General features: G+C 69.0%; 14 protein-coding genes. 6 read left to right on the top strand and 8 right to left on the bottom strand.

All coding sequences use genetic code 11. The features are described 5' to 3' along the window. From JK358_RS08575 to JK358_RS08565, 3 genes are all read right to left on the bottom strand, one after another. Positions 1-906 carry a cutinase family protein gene (locus JK358_RS08575; protein WP_372440653.1) on the bottom strand — a complete coding sequence of 302 codons (906 nt, stop codon included), beginning with the start codon at positions 904-906 and terminating at the stop codon, positions 1-3. Positions 907-1076: 170 nt separating this feature from the next. Beyond that, complete coding sequence (locus JK358_RS08570; RefSeq protein WP_201945331.1) at positions 1077-1592, bottom strand: hypothetical protein; 516 nt, start codon at positions 1590-1592, stop codon at positions 1077-1079. Between the two features lie 20 nt (positions 1593-1612). Further along, entirely contained in the window at positions 1613-2101 is a 489-nt protein-coding gene (locus JK358_RS08565; RefSeq protein ID WP_201945330.1) for a MarR family winged helix-turn-helix transcriptional regulator, read from the bottom strand. Positions 2102-2137: 36 nt separating this feature from the next. Here JK358_RS08565 and JK358_RS08560 point away from each other — a divergent pair, with 36 nt between their 5' ends. Together JK358_RS08560 and JK358_RS08555 are read left to right on the top strand one after the other, a co-directional pair. After that, positions 2138-2539, top strand: coding sequence for a nuclear transport factor 2 family protein (locus JK358_RS08560; protein WP_201945329.1), 402 nt, complete (start codon positions 2138-2140; stop codon positions 2537-2539). Between the two features lie 109 nt (positions 2540-2648). Beyond that, positions 2649-3278, top strand: a complete 630-nt coding sequence (locus JK358_RS08555; protein ID WP_201945328.1) for a dihydrofolate reductase family protein — start codon at positions 2649-2651, stop codon at positions 3276-3278. Between the two features lie 4 nt (positions 3279-3282). On the opposite strand, the gene JK358_RS08550 is transcribed toward JK358_RS08555, so the two are convergent. Next, complete coding sequence (locus JK358_RS08550) at positions 3283-4185, bottom strand: LysR family transcriptional regulator (protein ID WP_201945327.1); 903 nt, start codon at positions 4183-4185, stop codon at positions 3283-3285. 176 nt (positions 4186-4361) lie between these two features. Further along, the gene (locus JK358_RS08545; RefSeq protein WP_201945326.1) at positions 4362-5270 is read right to left on the bottom strand and encodes an NAD-dependent epimerase/dehydratase family protein; all 909 of its coding nucleotides are present in this window, start codon (positions 5268-5270) and stop codon (positions 4362-4364) included. Positions 5271-5622: 352 nt separating this feature from the next. Here JK358_RS08545 and gnd point away from each other — a divergent pair, with 352 nt between their 5' ends. Continuing rightward, on the top strand, positions 5623-7065 hold the full coding sequence (gene gnd, locus JK358_RS08540) for an NADP-dependent phosphogluconate dehydrogenase (RefSeq protein ID WP_201945325.1): 1443 nt from the start codon (positions 5623-5625) through the stop codon (positions 7063-7065). A gap of 24 nt (positions 7066-7089) precedes the next feature. On the opposite strand, the gene JK358_RS08535 is transcribed toward gnd, so the two are convergent. After that, positions 7090-8118: an AraC family transcriptional regulator gene (locus JK358_RS08535; protein WP_201945324.1), complete on the bottom strand. Its 1029-nt coding sequence runs from the start codon at positions 8116-8118 to the stop codon at positions 7090-7092. A 151-nt stretch (positions 8119-8269) separates the two neighbouring features. On the opposite strand from JK358_RS08535, the gene JK358_RS08530 reads away from it, so the two are divergent. Genes JK358_RS08530 through JK358_RS08520 form a run of 3 tightly spaced genes read left to right on the top strand, consistent with a single transcriptional unit; the run spans position 8270 to position 13076 of the window. Further along, entirely contained in the window at positions 8270-9859 is a 1590-nt protein-coding gene (locus JK358_RS08530; RefSeq protein ID WP_201945323.1) for a GMC family oxidoreductase, read from the top strand. Beyond that, complete coding sequence (locus JK358_RS08525; protein ID WP_201945322.1) at positions 9859-11403, top strand: aldehyde dehydrogenase family protein; 1545 nt, start codon at positions 9859-9861, stop codon at positions 11401-11403. The genes JK358_RS08530 and JK358_RS08525 overlap by 1 nt, the downstream gene beginning before the upstream one ends. 35 nt (positions 11404-11438) lie before the next feature. Next, the gene (locus JK358_RS08520) at positions 11439-13076 is read left to right on the top strand and encodes a long-chain fatty acid--CoA ligase (protein WP_201945321.1); all 1638 of its coding nucleotides are present in this window, start codon (positions 11439-11441) and stop codon (positions 13074-13076) included. A gap of 116 nt (positions 13077-13192) precedes the next feature. Here JK358_RS08520 and JK358_RS08515 read toward each other — a convergent pair whose 3' ends face one another. Together JK358_RS08515 and JK358_RS08510 are read right to left on the bottom strand one after the other, a co-directional pair. Then, complete coding sequence (locus JK358_RS08515; RefSeq protein WP_201945320.1) at positions 13193-15058, bottom strand: AMP-binding protein; 1866 nt, start codon at positions 15056-15058, stop codon at positions 13193-13195. Further along, entirely contained in the window at positions 15048-15989 is a 942-nt protein-coding gene (locus JK358_RS08510; RefSeq protein WP_201945319.1) for an SDR family NAD(P)-dependent oxidoreductase, read from the bottom strand. Before JK358_RS08510 ends, JK358_RS08515 begins: the two co-directional genes overlap by 11 nt. Between the last annotated feature and the right edge of the window lie 3 nt (positions 15990-15992).

The following is a 15992-nucleotide window of genomic DNA, read 5'->3' as shown; positions in this document are numbered from 1 at the left end:
CTACTGCGCGGCGATATCGGCCAGCCAGTTGTGCAGCCAGGTGGTGGCGGCGGTGCCGTTGGCGTCGACCGCATAGTGCGGATAGGACTGGTGCGCACCGGACATCAGGAATTCCTGCACCTGCGTCATCCACTGTTCGCCCGCCGGATTGTCGGCCGGCGCGGCGAGAATGGCCGCGACGCCCGGGATCAGCGCCTCGCTCAGGATGGACTGCAGCGTCACCGCGTAGTTGACCACCTGGAACGGATCCGGTGCCGACAGTTGGGTGAGGAATCCGGCGAACCGGCCGGCCAGGTCGGTCTGCGGCACCGAGCAGTACAGGTCGCCGTCGGCGCAGAAGGTCCGGACCCGATCGCTGATCCAGCCGAAGCCGCCGATGCGCGCCCCGCCCGCGCCCGCGCCCGGCACCGGCGGGCCGATCAGCGCGTCGGTGGGGGAGCGGCGCGGATCCGAGAGCAGTCCGACCGCGGCGATGCGGTCGGGCGGCACCACACCGAGCCCGGTGCCGATCTCGGCCGCCAGATCACCGGCGGCGTCCGCGCCCTGGCTGTAGCCGATCAGGGCGAAACGTGTTGCGGGGCAACGGCCCGCCATCTCGGCCACCATGCCGCGCGCAGTGTTGACCGCTTCCCGCTTGGACATGCCGTAGACCTCGCCCTCCCAGGGCAGGGCGGTGGCGGCATAGGTGACGTAGTCGGTGCGCACGCTGCCGGGTAGTCCCCGGGTGACCAGGGACAGCATGCCCTGCCCTGGATCGTCGTGCGAGGTTTCCCAGGTGCCGGGCACGGCCACGACATTGAGGTCGGGGCAGGCGGGTGCCGCGTCGGCCTGGGGGGTGCCGGTGGGCAGCAGCAGGCTCGCCGTCACCGCGGCGGCCGCTGTGGCGACCGAGCACACTGTCCTGATTGGCTGCGCCGTTCGAAACATCGGGGCCCACACTCCTTGATCGGACTATTTCAAGGTGGTAGTCGTTCTCCGCGTCGTGGCGACCTTAGCGAACTATCGGCTACTCGACAGTGAATATGCCGGTACGACACGGGGATCGGGATTTTCGTCCGGATTGTCCCGATCTTCGACTACCTGTTCCTGATCCGGTCGCACAGCATATCGGCGTCGCCGACACTCACCAGCACGGCCCGTGCGGCGATCGATCGCAGGCCCATGGTGCGGGCCGGAACTGCGGATTCGAGTCCGATGCGCACGAGTGGCGACGACGGTGAGCGGATCAGGGACAGCAGTCCGGACGCCTCGTCGAAATCCAGGCCGAGTTCGACCGGATTGCGAGGATCGGTCACGTGCGGGCGGATGTCTGCGATACTCGGCAGCGGGATGTTCGCAGCGGCAAGCCATCCGAAACGCACCCGCACACATTCGGCATCCACGCGCACCGAACCCCGCAGCGGAGAGGCGAACGCGAGGACGACCAGCAGCGTCAGCACCGCCGGGACCACATCCACCGCGACCGCCACCCCGTCGGGCAGGAATGCGCCTGCCAGAAAATGCAGCACCGCGGCTTCGAGAAGACCGAGCACGGCGATCCCGGCGGTCAACGCTGCCCATGCGCCCCGGCGTCCCAGACCCATGCGTGTCATCGCGCCCTCTCTGTTCGTGATCACTGTTCCCGTGCGGGAAGTGTCACCCGCCGCCCGCGCACGGGTTCGGTCAGGCCCAGTTCCTCGGCGAACGCGGCGAGACCGGTGGTGAGCGCGCGGAGGCCGCGGTCGCCGAGTCGCTCGGCCAGGGCCGCCTGCTGATCGGCGCGCGCGGCCCGTCCGGCGGCGAGGCAGGCGTGGCCGCGTTCGGTGAGGGCGATGCGCCGGACCCGGCTGTCGCCCGGATCGCTCGTCCGTGCGACGTAGCCGAGCGTTTCCAGTTCGACGACGAGTTTCGACGCGCCCTGCTGGGTGATGCCGAGTCGCTGGGCCAGTTCGGACACGGTGGGGGGCCGATCGATCAGCTGCTGGAAGACGAACCCGTGCGCGGGCCGGATATCGGCGAAGCCGGCCGCGTGCACCTGTGCGGTCACCCGGGCGCGGACCGCCTCGCCGGTGAGCATGACCAGGGTCGGGATATCGAGATCGCGCAGTGTCAATTCACCCATGTACACAACTATAGTTGCACAACTATGGTTGTGGATATGAACCCTCTCGAAGCCAGAACCCGCGACCTGCTCACCGCCCTGGAATCCGGGGCCGCCGGGGAGCGGCTGCGCCCCTACTTCCACCCCGACGCCGTACAGGTCGAACACCCCAGCCGGGTGGTGCCCGCCGGGCGCACCCGGCCACTGGCCGACATGCTCGCGGCCTCCCACGTCGGCGCGAACCTGTTCGCCACGCAGCGCTACCGCATCCGGTCCCTGATCACCGCGGAATCCCTGGTGGCCCTGCAACTCCGGTGGACCGGTGTGCTGGCCGAACCCCTGGGGGAGCAGGCCGCGGGCGCGGAGCTGTGGGCCGATGTCGCCATGTTCCTCACCTACGACGACGCGGGCCGCATCACCCGCCAGGAGAGCTACGACTGCTACCCCGCGCCCGTTTAACCGCACTCAACGGATCGTTGCTCGAACCTTGCTTGTTCGGCCGAATCGGTTGCCGCAGAGTTGATCTCACCGGCCGACCGGCCGGAAAAACAACCTTCGAGGAGCGAAAATGAGCAGGCTGGTCGTATCGACCTTCGTGTCGCTGGACGGTGTCATGCAGGGGCCGGGCGGTCCGGGCGAGGACGACTCCGACGACTTCGCGCACGGTGGCTGGCTGGTGCCCTTCGCCGACGAGGCCATGGGCGCGATCATCGGCGAGGTGTTCGCGACGGCGGACGCCATGCTGCTGGGCCGCAAGTCCTACGACATCCTCTCCGGCCACTGGCCGCATGTGGAGGGTGAGGAGGGCGCGCAGATCAACGGCATGCGCAAGTACGTCGCGTCCCGCAGCCTCGAGACGGCCGACTGGAACAATACGGTCGTGCTGAAAGGTGAAGCGGCACAGACCATCGCGGAACTCAAGGCGAGCACCGAGGGCGAGATCCTGGTGCAGGGCAGCAGCGATCTGATCGGAACGCTGCAGCGCGCCGGGCTGATCGACGAATACCGGCTGCTGATCTTCCCCGTGGTGCTGGGTGCGGGCAAGCGGCTGTTCACGCCCGGAACCGTCGCCGCCGGACTGAAACTCACCAGGACCAGCACCACCCCGGCGGGGATCGTCTACGCCGTGTACGAGACCACCCCCGGCCTCGGCTACGGCACGCTCGCGCTCGATGCCGAGGCGGGCGCGGCGGTGTAGTCCGCTAGCGTTCGCCGGCGCGCTGCTCGAGAAGCGCGTCGGCGAAAGCCCGGACCAGGACGTTGTCATCGTTGTCGACGCGCCACAGCAATCCGTAGTCGATGGTGGGCGCGTCCCGGAACGGCACGAACACGATGCCGGGGCGGGTGTAATAGTGCGCACCCCGTGCGGCGGCCACCGACACTCCGCGCCCGACGGCGATGTGCGCCAGCACTTCCTGCCAGTAGAGGATCGGATCGCCGTGGCGGATGCCGCGGCCCGACGGCGTATGGCGTGGATAGTGGTGTTCGAGCCAGTACGGCGGGATCGACTCACCGCTCATCGACAGCAGCGTCTGATCGGCGAGATCCTCCAGCGAGACCGAATCATGGTCGGCCAGGCGATGATTCGCGGGTACGATGAGGGCGCGCGGCTCCGAGTACACGAGCGGGCCGCGCACGATATCCGGCTCCTCGATGGGGAGTTCGGTCAGCTGCACGTCGAGCCGTCCGGTGCGCAGCGGCCCGAGCGGATCGGTGAGCTGCACCTCCTGAATGTGAATCGCGCAGCCCGGGTGCAGGATTCGGAACCGGTCGGCGGTCCGCACCACCAGGTCGCCGCACCACAGCGTGGAGTAACCGACCCGCAGGGTGCCCGTGAGCCCCTGCCCGCTGGCGATGGCGCGCTTCAACCCGGCGCCCAGCTGCTCGTAGGCGGGGCGCAGATCCGCGCGCAACTGCTCACCGATCGGCGTCAGCCGCACCGAACGGCTGGTGCGGTCGAAAAGCGGTGCGCCGACCCGGCGTTCGAGTTTCCCGATGATCTGGCTGACCCGGCTGGTGGTCACCAGCAGGCGTTCGGCCGTGCGGCCGAAATGCAATTCCTCCGCGAGGGTCAGGAACACCTCGATCTCCACGCGTTCGAGCACTCGTGCTCACCTCGATCCCACTGTGAGTCCCGCGCTCCGAAACATGACGAATCATCCTCGCATGTCACACGGTCGGGGACAGCAGCCGATATTGACGGGTTGACACCGCGGGCGGGCGGCCCCGCGCGCGTCGAGCGGTGCGCCGAAGCTCGGAGCCGCAGGCAGCGGACCGGAGCTCACGGCCGCGCGGCCGCCAGACCCTCGCGATAGCTCGGATAGCCGGGCGTCCAACCCAATTCGCGCCGGGCCCTGGTATTCGATACCCGCAGCACGGTGTCCACCATGAGCGGTCCGAAGTACGGCACCATCAGCCGCAGCGCCCGGCCCGGCAGCCGCACCGCACGACCGCCGCGCGCCGCCGCGGCGACCTCGCCCCAGCGCGCGGGCCGGTCGTCGACGATGTTGTACGCCTGCCCGCCGCTGCCGCGCTCCAGAGCGGCGACCGTGGCCGCCGCCGCGTCCGCCACATGAATCCACGGCACCAGCCCGCCGCCGTTCCACGGCACCGGGGTGGGGCGGCTGCCCGGCGTGGCATCGAACCAGGTGCCCGGACCGTAGAAGAGCCCGTAGCGCAACGCGATCCCGTCGACGTGCCCGGCCGCGAACGCCTGCTCCTCGGTGGAGCGCAGGCCGTCGATCACGAAATCGGCGACATTGCCGTTGCGCACGGCGAACGGATCGGATTCGTCGCGGACCCGGTCCCCGTGATCGGTGTAGCCGTACCCGAGCGCCATCGACTGCGTGAGAAACCTTCCCGCCCCGAGGATTTCGGCAGCCGCCAGCAGATTCGCGGTGCCCCGGGTGCGCAGCAGCGTGCTGGGATCGTTCTCGTCGAGGGTCCGCTTCGGCGCGGTCAGCGCGGTCAGCTCATGAATCACGGCGTCGGCGCGCAGCCCGTCGAGCGCCCGCAGCAGCCCGTCCCGATCCATGGCGTCGGCGCGAACCACCTCGGCCCCCAGCGCGGTCGCGGCCTGCGCGGTCTCCGCCCGTCGCGCCACGGCGAGCACCTCGTGGCCGTTGGCGATCAGCGCGCGGGTCAGCGGCCGGCCGATGGCCCCGGTGGCCCCTGCGAGCAGAACTCTCATCGTGCACATCCTCGGATCGTTGGTGGACAACCCGTTAGACATATCAACCGCGCCGAACGTGACGGTCCGCCACCGTGAACCGGATCACATCCACGCGCGCCCGCGCCGATGACCCGGTCCTGCGAGCCCGGCCGGTCAGCCGCAGCCGGGGTCACATCGTGTCCCCGGTGCCGGGCGGTTGCCGAGTCGCGGGCTCGGCCGTCTTCCCGGTGGCGGGGTACGGGCGGGTGTTCGGGGTCGGAGGGGACGGGGTAGAAAAGGTCAGGCGTCATGGAAGGCTTTCCGGGATGCCCCGCCGGACCCGGTTCGCGCGGAACGCTACTTCACCTGTCGAACGGAGAGAGGCTCTTTCATGGCGACCTCGGAAGCTCGCGCCCAGATCGGCGTCACCGGCCTGGCGGTCATGGGCAGCAATATCGCCCGGAACTTCGCGCGTAACGGGTACACCGTTGCCCTGCACAACCGCAGTGTCGCCAAGACCGACGCGCTGCTGGCCGAGCACGGCGGCGACGGCGACTTCGTGCGCACCGAGACCGTCGAGGAGTTCGTGGCCGCGCTGGAGAAGCCGCGCCGCGTGCTGATCATGGTGAAGGCGGGCGACGCCACCGACGCCGTGATCGAGGAGCTCGCCGACGCCATGGAGCCGGGCGACATCATCATCGACGGCGGCAACGCCCTCTACACCGACACCATCCGCCGCGAGGCGGCCATGGCCGCGCGCGGGCTGAACTTCGTGGGCGCGGGCATCTCCGGCGGCGAGGAGGGCGCGCTGAACGGCCCCGCCATCATGCCGGGCGGGCCGAAGGAGTCCTACGAGTCGCTGGGTCCCATGCTGGAATCCATTGCGGCGCAGGTCGACGGCACCCCCTGCTGCACCCACATCGGCCCGGACGGGTCCGGGCACTTCGTGAAGATGGTGCACAACGGCATCGAGTACGCCGATATGCAGCTCATCGGCGAGGCGTACAACCTGTTCCGTGATGCGCTCGGCTTCGACGCCAAGCAGATCGCCGACGTGTTCACCGACTGGAACTCCGGTGATCTGGAGTCCTACCTGGTGGAGATCACCGCCGAGGTGCTGAACCAGGTCGACGCCAAGACCGGCAAGCCCCTCGTGGATGTGATCGTGGACGCCGCCGAGCAGAAGGGCACCGGCCGCTGGACGGTCAAGTCCGCGCTGGATCTGGGCATCCCGGTGACCGGTATCGCCGAGGCTGTGTTCGCCCGCGCCATCTCCGGCTCGCGTGCCCAGCGCAAGGCCGCGCAGGGCCTGGCCTCGGGCACCCTGGCCGACAAGCCCACGGACGTCGCGCAGTTCACCGAGGACATCCGCCAGGCCCTCTACGCCTCGAAGATCGTCGCCTACGCGCAGGGCTTCGACCAGATCGCCGCGGGCAGCGCCGAATACGACTGGAACCTGAATCCCGGTGACCTGGCCACCATCTGGCGCGGCGGCTGCATCATCCGCGCCCGCTTCCTGAACCGCATCAAGGAGGCGTACGAGGCGAATCCCGAACTGCCGAGCCTGATCCTGGCCCCGTACTTCCGTGAGGCCATCGAAACCGCCATCGACTCCTGGCGTCGCGTGGTGGCCACCGCCACCCTGCTCGGCATCCCCGTCCCCGCCTTCGCGTCGTCGCTGTCCTACTACGACGCCCTGCGCGCCGAGCGCCTCCCGGCCGCGCTGACCCAGGGCCAGCGCGACTTCTTCGGCGCGCACACCTACGAGCGCATCGACGCCGAGGGCAAGTACCACACCCTCTGGAGCGGTGACCGCAGCGAAGTCCAGGCGTAACAAAGGAATTCGAAGCCCAGCGCCTCACTGTTCGAGGCGCTGGGCTTTGCGCCACCGGAGAGGGGAGACGCCGTTCCAGCGCTGGAAGGCGCGGGTGAAGCTGGCGGATTCGGAGTAGCCGAGGCGGTCGGCGATGGTGGCGGTGGGGAGGTCGGTGCCGGAGAGCAGTTCGCAGGCCAGGGTGTTGCGGACCTCGTCGACCAGGGAGCGGTAGGAGTGGCCCTCGGTGGCTAGTTGGCGGCGCAGGGTTCGCGTCGAAAGATGCAGGGCGGCAGCTACTTCGGGTTCGGTGAGCGGGCCGCGTGGCTGAGTGAACAGGACGTCGCGGACCTGGCCCGCGGTGCCGGTGAGGGCGCGGCGCTGATCGGCCAGTTCCCGGCACTGCCGGTAGATCTGATCGGCCGTATAGGGGTCCGCGAGGGGCAGCGGGTCGTCCACCATGTTCAGGTCGAAGATGGCCGCGTAGCCGTCGCATCCGTATTTCGGTGTGACGGAGAGGGTTTCGGCGATGGTGTGGGCGGTGTCCGGATCCGGTTCGGGGTAGGCCAGCCGGACCGCGTGCAGGCGGGCGTCGGGGCCGGAGATATCGCGGTGCAGGGTGGTGATGACGCCGATATCGCGTTCGGCCACGAACCGCGCGACCAGCGGATCGGTCACCGCGGGTTCGATCACCAGGGACAGTTCGCTGCCCGATATCTCCGCGGTGATGCGGCAGAACGAGTACGACAGGTCCAGGAATCGCAGTCCGACGTCGACGGCATCGCGGATGGACTGGCTGGCGATGAGCGCGTATCCCCAGATACCGTGCGCGGTGGCGTGATACCGCACGCCCGCGGCCAGGCCGAGCCCGATGGTGCCGGGTACCGAGCGCAGGACGTTGGTGATGAGCGCGATCTCCTGCGATCCGGTCACCAGTGTGCCCGGCTTGCGCAGGTCTTCGCCGCGTAAGCCGGTGTGGCGCAGGCATTCCGCTTCGGTCATGCCGTGTTCGGCGGCGAGCCGGGTGACCAGCAGGGCGCTGGTCGGCGCGCGCAGCGCCGTGAGGACGCTCATGATCACCTCGTCGCGTCGATATTCCCTCTGGCCAAAAATATCAAAAATGCGGCCCTCCCGGACGTGGGATCTCCCGTTTGCCCGCTTTACCCTCGGTCCCAACCCACCGTGACCGCCGTCACGGTGTCGGGGGGAGGATGTGAGGAGAACCTTGAGCGAGCAGACACGCTTCGACTACGTGATCGTCGGAGCGGGGAGCGCCGGTGCGGTGCTGGCCGCACGGCTGTCGGAGGATCCCGCGGTTTCGGTGCTGTTGCTCGAGGCCGGCGGCGCCGACGACGCCGACGAGATCAGCATCCCCGCCGCCTTCCCGCAGCTGTTCAAGACCAAGTGGGACTGGAACTACGAGACCGTCGAACAGAAGCATATGGCGGGCCGGAAAGCCTTCTGGCCGCGCATGAAGGCGCTCGGCGGCTGCTCGTCCATGAACGCCATGATCTACATTCGCGGCAATCGCGCCGACTTCGACTCCTGGCGTGACGATTTCGGGGCCGAAGGCTGGGGCTACGACGATGTGCTCCCGTATTTCGTTCGCGCCGAATCGAATACGCGCCTGCGCGACCGCTTCCACGGCGGGGACGGCCCCCTGCACGTGGAGGATCGCAGCTACACCCACGAACTCACCGAGGGCTGGATCGACGCGGCCGTCGCGCACGGGCTCAAGCGCAATGACGACTTCAACGGCGCGGAGCAGGAGGGCGCGGGGCGCTACCAGGTGACCTGCAAGAACGGCCGGCGCTGGTCCACGGCCGACGCGTATCTGCGACCCGCGCTCGACCGGTCCAACCTGACCGTGCGCACCTTCGCCCTCGCCACCGGCGTGGTGCTGGAAGGCACTCGCGCCGTGGGTGTCTCGTACCGGCAGCGCGGTCAGGAGCTGGTCGCGTACGCCGACTCCGAGGTCATCCTGTCCGGCGGCGCGATCAATTCGCCGCAGCTGCTGATGCTTTCGGGTATCGGCCCGGCCGCGCACCTGCGCGAGCACGGTATCGACCCGGTGGTGGACCTGCCCGTCGGCGAGAATCTGCACGACCACCCGGTGACACCGTTCCTGTGGCGCACCAGGGGTACCTCGGACCTGACCGATTACTCCAATCCCGCCCGCCTCATGCAGTGGAAGCTGACCGGCCGCGGTCCGCTCTCCTCGAATGTCGGTGAGGGCGGCGCGTTCTTCGCCTCCCGCGACGGCCTGGCCGCACCCGACATCCAGATCCACGTGGCCCCGACCGGCTTCTACGACAACGGATTCCGCGAGCCCGTCGGCCAGATGTTCACCGCCGGAGTGACCCTGGTGAACGTGGCCAGTCGCGGCAGCCTGCGGCTGCGCTCGGCCGACCCGGCGTGGAAGCCGTCGATGGACCCCGCCTACTTCGAGAATCCGATCGATATGGCCGCCGTGATCGCGGGCAGCCGCCGCGTCCTCGAGATCGCCCGGGACAGCTCCTTCGGCCGCTACCTGGATCAGCCCTACCTGCCCGGTCGCGTCGACGGCGTCAGCGACGACGACCTGGCCGACCACATCCGCGCCTGGACCCAGACCCTCTACCATCCGGTCGCCACCTGCTCCATGGGTGCGGGCGAGAACGCCGTCGTGGACCCGCGACTGCGCGTCCGCGGCATCGACAACCTGCGCGTGGCCGACGCCTCGATCATGCCGGTCGTCCCGCGCGGCAACACCAACGCCGCCACGATCATGGTGGGCGAGAAGGCCGCCGACCTCATTCGCGGCGGGAACGCCTGATGTCCGCCGCCGACAGTCGTACCGAAAACCTGGGAGCAGCCGTGAGCACCGCCGAACAGACCACCGCCGCGCAGGCCGGCGCCGTTACCCCGACCTTCGATTCGCTCGACCCCGCCTCCGGTGACGTGGTCGGCACCCATCCGGTGTTCAGCGCCGCACAGGTGGACGAAACCGTGGCTCGCGCAAGGGCAGCCGCGCAGTGGTGGGGTGCGCTGAGCTTCGAGGAGCGCGGGGAGCGGTTGAAGCAGTGGCGTGGCGTCATCGCCCGCCGGATGGCGCAGCTCGCCGATATCTCGCATCTGGAGACCGGTAAGCCCACCTCCGACGCGCAGCTCGAGATCGTGATGATGCTCGACCATCTGGCGTGGGCGGCGGGGAATGCGCGGAAGGTGCTGGGCCGCAAGAAGGTTCGCACCGGGGTCATGGCCGCTGATCTGGGCGCCTCGGTGGAGTACCTGCCGCTGGGCGTGATCGGCGTGATCGGGCCGTGGAACTTCCCGGTGTTCACGCCCATGGGGTCGATCGCGTACGCGCTGGCCGCCGGGAACGCGGTGGTGTTCAAGCCCAGTGAGTTCACCCCGGGCGTCGGCAAGTGGCTGGTGGACGCCTTCGCGCAGGTGGTGCCCGAGCATCCGGTGCTGCAGCTGGTGACCGGGCTCGGCGAAACCGGTGCGGCACTGTGCCGTTCGGGCGTCGACAAGATCGCCTTCACCGGATCCACGAACACCGGCAAGAAGGTCATGGCCGCCTGCGCGGAAACCCTCACCCCGGTGCTGATCGAGGCGGGCGGCAAGGACGTCCTGCTGGTGGACGCCGACGCCGACCTGGACGCCGCCGCCGAAGCCGCTGTGTGGGGCGGGCTTTCGAACGCCGGGCAGGCCTGCATCGGCACCGAGCGGGTGTACGTCCACGAGCATGTCTACGACGAATTCGTCGCCAAGCTCACCGATCTGGCGAAGAACCTGCGCGCGGGCGACGACCCGGAGGCCCAGATCGGCCCCATGACCATGCCGTCGCAGCCGCGCGTGGTGGCCGATCACATCACCGACGCGCTGAGCCGGGGCGCGCGTGCGCTCGTCGGCGGTCTCGGCGCGGTGGGTGAGCGCCTGGTGCAGCCCACGGTACTGGTCGACGTGCCCGAGGATTCGATCGCCATGACCGAGGAGACCTTCGGACCGACCCTGGCGGTCAACAAGGTTCGCGATATGGACGAGGCCGTCACGCTGGCCAACAACTCCCGCTACGGTCTCGGCGCGGCCGTATTCGCCAAGCAGCGCGGTCAGGAACTGGCGCGGCGCATCCGCTCCGGCATGACCGGCGTCAACCTGGTGTACCTGTTCGCCGCCCTGCCCGACCTGCCGTTCGGCGGTGTCGGCGACTCCGGATTCGGCCGCATCCACGGCCCGGACGGGCTCAAGGAGTTCACCTACGCGAAATCCATCGCACACCGGCGGCTTCCGCCCCTGCTGGCGCTCACCACCTTCGCCCGCACGGCCAAGATCGACAAGCTGATGGCCACGCTGACCGTGCTCCGGCACGGCTGAAACTTCCGGAATATGTTGAGAGGAAAGGCATTCCGATGTTGAGCACCATGCAGGACGAGCAGCTGTCGCTGGCGACGCTGCTGCGCTACGCGTCCACCGTCCAGGGCGAGAGCACCGTATCCACCTGGACCGGGGAGGGGCTGCGCACCCAGACCTACCGGGAGATCGGCGCGGACGCGGCACACCTGGCGAATGCGCTGCGCGGCTTCGGCATCGGCGAAGGCGATCGTGTGGGCACCTTCATGTGGAACAACAACGAGCACATGGTGGCGTATGTGGCGGTGCCCGCCATGGGCGCTGTGCTGCACGCGTTGAACATTCGCCTGTTCCCCGAGCAGCTGGTATACGTGGCCAACCACGCCGAGGACCAGGTCGTGATCGTGGACGGCACGCTGCTGCCCATGTTCGCGCAGTACCTGCCGAATCTGAAGACGGTGCGCCATGTGATCGTGGCGAACGGGGATGCTTCCGCCCTGTCCGCGCCCGAGGGCGTCACCGTGCACTCCTACACCGAACTGCTTGCCGCGCAGCCCGATACCTTCGACTTCCCGGTGATCGACGAGCGGTCCGCGGCGGGTATGTGCTACACCTCCGGCACCACCGGCCACCCCAAGGGCGTCGTCTACTCGCACCGCTCCAACTGGCTGCACGCCGCCCAGGTCTGCGCCCCCAACGGCATGGGTTTCAGCTCCGACGACATCGTGCTGGCCATCGTGCCGCTGTTCCACGCCAATGCGTGGGGCCTGCCGTACGCCGCCATGATGTCCGGCGCGAACATCCTCATGCCCGACCGTTTCCTCCAGCCGCAGCCGCTGCTGGAGATGATGGCCGCCGTGCAGCCCACCTTCGCCGCCGCCGTGCCCACCATCTGGGGTGGCGTGCTGGCCGGTTTGCAGGCTGTGCCGCAGGACATCTCGCACCTGCGTTCCGTCGTGGTCGGCGGTGCCGCCCTGCCGCCGTCGATGATGCACGCCTTCGAGGAGAAGTACGGCGTCCGCCTCCTGCACGCCTGGGGCATGACCGAGACCTCCCCGCTGGGCTCGGTCTCGCACCCGCCCAAGGGTTCCGAGGGCGAGGAGCGCTGGGCCTACCGCTACACCCAGGGCCGCTTCCCCGCCGGCGTGCAGGCCCGCCTGGTCGGCGACGACGGCAGCGTCCTCCCCAATGACGGTGTGGCACTGGGCGAAGTCGAGGTGAAGGGCCCGTGGATCACCGCGTCCTACTACTCGCCCGAAGGCGGCGTGATCGACCCCGACAAGTTCCACGACGGCTGGCTGCGCACCGGTGACGTCGGCAAGATCAGCGCCAACGGCTACCTGACCCTGGTGGACCGCTCCAAGGACGTCATCAAGTCCGGCGGCGAATGGATCTCCTCGGTGGATCTCGAGAACGCCGTCGTCGGCCACCCGGCCGTCGCCGAGGCCGCCGTCATCGGTATCCCGGACGAGAAGTGGGACGAGCGCCCGCTGGTCGCCGTGGTCCTCGCCGACGGCGCGGAAGCGAAACCCGAAGAGCTGCGCGAGTTCCTGGCGGGCAAGTTCGCCAAATGGCAGCTCCCGGAGTACTGGACCTTCATCGACGAGGTGCCCAAGACCTCGGTCGGCAAGTACGACAAGAAGCGCCTGCGCGGTCAGCACGCCGAGGGCGCGCTGACCGTCACCAAACTCGACTGACGCCGGACAGCGAAACACCCCCGGGCCGTGGAACATTCGGACCGGGGGTGCCTTTCCGCTCCCGCGCGGCCGGTTCCGGACGAGCGGGTTCCGCCGCAACGTTTCCGGCAGCGGCCCTAGCCCGCGACGTGGCGGGTCCGGGACTCCAGCTCACGGCGCAGGATCTTGCCGCTGGGATTGCGCGGAATCTGATCCAGCACAACGAATTCCTTGGGCACCTTGTAGCGCTCGAGTCGCTGCCGGATGTGCTCCACGAGGTCGGCCGCGGCGGGGATGGGCGTACCGGGTGCGGGCACCAGGTACGCCCGCAGCACCTGACCGTATTCCTCGTCCGGGACTCCGATGACGACCACATCCGCGACCGCGGGATGGTCGGCGAGCACATCCTCCACCTCCTTGGGGTAGATGTTCTCGCCACCCGAGACGATCATGTCGTCATCGCGGCCGTCGATGTACAGCCTGCCCACGGCGTCGAGGTAACCCATGTCCCCGGTGTTCACATGACCGTCGACCACCTCTTTGGTGTGGGCCGGTGAATTCCGGTCCGCCACATAGCCGTGGTAGCCGATCCCACCGCGCACGAAGATGGTTCCGGTTTCGCCCACGGCGGCAGGAGTCCGGTCGGCCCGCAGCACGCGCACCGAGACACCGAGGGCGGGTCGCCCGGCGGTCTTCGGAGCCTGCGCCAGATCCGAAGCGGTGGCCAGGGATACGATGCCAGCCTCGGTCGAGCCGTACCCGTTCACCAGGATGGGGCCGAACACGTCGATGAACCGGCTGATCGTGGCCGGTGCGATCGGTGCGGCCCCGGTGACCGCCAATCGCAGTGAGCTGGTGCGGAATTCACGCATCCGGTGCGCGGGCACCGCCACCAGCCGCTGGATCATCACGGGAACTCCGATGAAGACCGTCGCCCGATGGCGTGCGATGTCGGCGAGCGCGGTCTCCGGGTCGAACCGCCGCCGGGTGACGACGGTCGCGCCCAGCGCCACCGCGCCGATCAGCGTGGCCAGGCCGAAGCCGTGGAAGAACGGCGGCGACAACACCATGACATCGCGGCTCGTGAAGCGCGTCGCGGTCATGGCGGTCGCGGCCATCTCCACCACGGCACGCGCCGGAATCGGCCGTGACACCCCTTTCGCGAGGCCGCTGGTCCCGGAGGTCAGGAGCGTGATCCGCACCGCCTTCCGTACTGGTGGAGGTGCTGGATGCCACTGGCGCGCAAGGGAATCGAGCGACGCGAGTGTGCTCGGATCCGGCGTGCCAACCTCCCGCGTTCCCGTGTCGCCGACCGCGGGCTCCGAATCGGGCGTGCCATCCCTCCGCGCGCCCGAGTCGCCGGCCGCGGTCTCCGGAACGGTCCGTGCCCTTATGTCCGGCAGTCGGGCTGCCGGGTCCTGCCAGGCCCGGACACGGAGGCCGGCATAGCCTGCGGCAGCGATCGTTTCGTCGTATTCCTCGTCGTGCACCAGGATCTCGGGCTGGTGCCGCTCCAGAATCTGCGCCAGTTGTGCCGCGGGCAGATCGGTGTTCAGGAATACCAGTTCGCATCCGAGCTGTGCGCCGACGACGGCTGCTTCCAGGAACCCGCGATGATTGCGGCACAGCACCGCCAGGGTCGCGGCCGCCGGGGCGGCGGCGTGCAGGGCGGCGGCAATGGTCTCGCTGCGGCGCTGCAGCTCACCGTAGGTGATTGTGCCGCGGTCGTCGATCATGGCGGCGCGATGCGGATAGCGGGCCGCCGACAATGCCACGACGGAGGCGATCGAGGGGCCGAATCTGGTCAGCGAGCGCACTATTCGCCATGCGGCGGTGGGTCCGACCGGATGCAGCGCGCCCGAGCCGACCAGCGGGAGCGCCGCGTCGCGCCATCGGAATCCGTTGGAGCCGAGCGCAGTACCGTGCGCATCGCCCGGAACTCCGTCGGCATCGAGCGGCAGCGGTGTGGGAGCGAACAGGAATCCACCGGTGCTAGGCGACATGGCCCGCCTCCTTCGCCGCACCAGCCAGCGATGCCTTGGTGTCGCCGAGGAAGCGGTAGAGGAAGGTGGCGCCGATCTCGAGCGGTGTCCGCAGCAGTGGCACCAGCACCGACAGCGGCCACACGACGACCGGGGCCAGGGTGCGCGGCTTGTGCACGATGGCCCGAGCGACGATGTATCCGGCGTCGCGCGCGGAGTGGCCCGGCATGGCCGAAACCCAGCCGCTGGGTGCGCTCATCCGGGTGAACATGGCTCCGGCGTAGAAGCTGGTCAGAGTGATGCCATCCGGCCGGGCCTCCATGGCGACCGAGCGGATCCAGATGTCGAACGCGGCCTTGGACGACAGATAGAAACCCCACTTGGGCGCGACCGGGAACATGAGCCCGGCGGTGGCGACGTTCACGATGTGCCCGGATCCGCGGTCCCGCATACTCGGCAGCAGCGCCAGGGTCAGTCGCATGGGGCCGAGGTAGTTGGCCGCGGTGGTCGCGTTCAGATCCTTGGGCCGGTCGTAGGACAGGTGGATCGAGCGGCGCAGCGACTTGCCCGCATTGTGCACCAGGTAGTCGACCTGGCCGAATTGCGTGAGTATCTGGTCGGCAAAGGCTTGCACCGAATCCTCGGAGGCGAGGTCCAGGGGAATCGCGACCGCGCTGCCGCCCGCCTCCTTGATCTCGGCGACGATGCGCTCCAGGTGGTCCGTCGACCGCGCACCCAGCACCACCGTGGCCCCGGCGTCGGCGAGGATGCGGGCGGTGGCCTCGCCGACGCCGAAGCTGGCGCCGGTCACCACGGCGATCTTGCCGTCGACCTCACGGCGCAGCCGGGCTCGATTCCTGTACGGCCGCGGCCCGACCAGCCAGATGACGCCGCGGCCGATCGGCCCGGCCGCGAGCCGGTTGCTGGGTCCGGTATCGAGGGATGTACTCACGCG

The organism is Nocardia acididurans (genome assembly GCF_016741815.1).
Lineage (GTDB): Bacteria > Actinomycetota > Actinomycetes > Mycobacteriales > Mycobacteriaceae > Nocardia > Nocardia acididurans.
The sequence above is the reverse complement of the archived record's forward strand: the minus strand, read 5'-3'. Positions and strand labels throughout refer to the sequence as shown.

Excerpts from the sequence above, each read along its gene's own strand:
- JK358_RS08570 (WP_201945331.1), bottom strand. The coding sequence starts at position 1,592 with ATGACACGCATGGGTCTGGGACGCCGGGGCGCATGGGCAGCGTTGACC.
- JK358_RS08565 (WP_201945330.1), bottom strand. The coding sequence starts at position 2,101 with ATGGGTGAATTGACACTGCGCGATCTCGATATCCCGACCCTGGTCATG.
- JK358_RS08560 (WP_201945329.1), top strand. The coding sequence starts at position 2,138 with ATGAACCCTCTCGAAGCCAGAACCCGCGACCTGCTCACCGCCCTGGAA.
- JK358_RS08555 (WP_201945328.1), top strand. The coding sequence starts at position 2,649 with ATGAGCAGGCTGGTCGTATCGACCTTCGTGTCGCTGGACGGTGTCATG.
- JK358_RS08545 (WP_201945326.1), bottom strand. The coding sequence starts at position 5,270 with ATGAGAGTTCTGCTCGCAGGGGCCACCGGGGCCATCGGCCGGCCGCTG.
- gnd (WP_201945325.1), top strand. The coding sequence starts at position 5,623 with ATGGCGACCTCGGAAGCTCGCGCCCAGATCGGCGTCACCGGCCTGGCG.
- JK358_RS08535 (WP_201945324.1), bottom strand. The coding sequence starts at position 8,118 with ATGAGCGTCCTCACGGCGCTGCGCGCGCCGACCAGCGCCCTGCTGGTC.
- JK358_RS08525 (WP_201945322.1), top strand. The coding sequence starts at position 9,859 with ATGTCCGCCGCCGACAGTCGTACCGAAAACCTGGGAGCAGCCGTGAGC.
- JK358_RS08520 (WP_201945321.1), top strand. The coding sequence starts at position 11,439 with ATGTTGAGCACCATGCAGGACGAGCAGCTGTCGCTGGCGACGCTGCTG.
- JK358_RS08515 (WP_201945320.1), bottom strand. The coding sequence starts at position 15,058 with ATGTCGCCTAGCACCGGTGGATTCCTGTTCGCTCCCACACCGCTGCCG.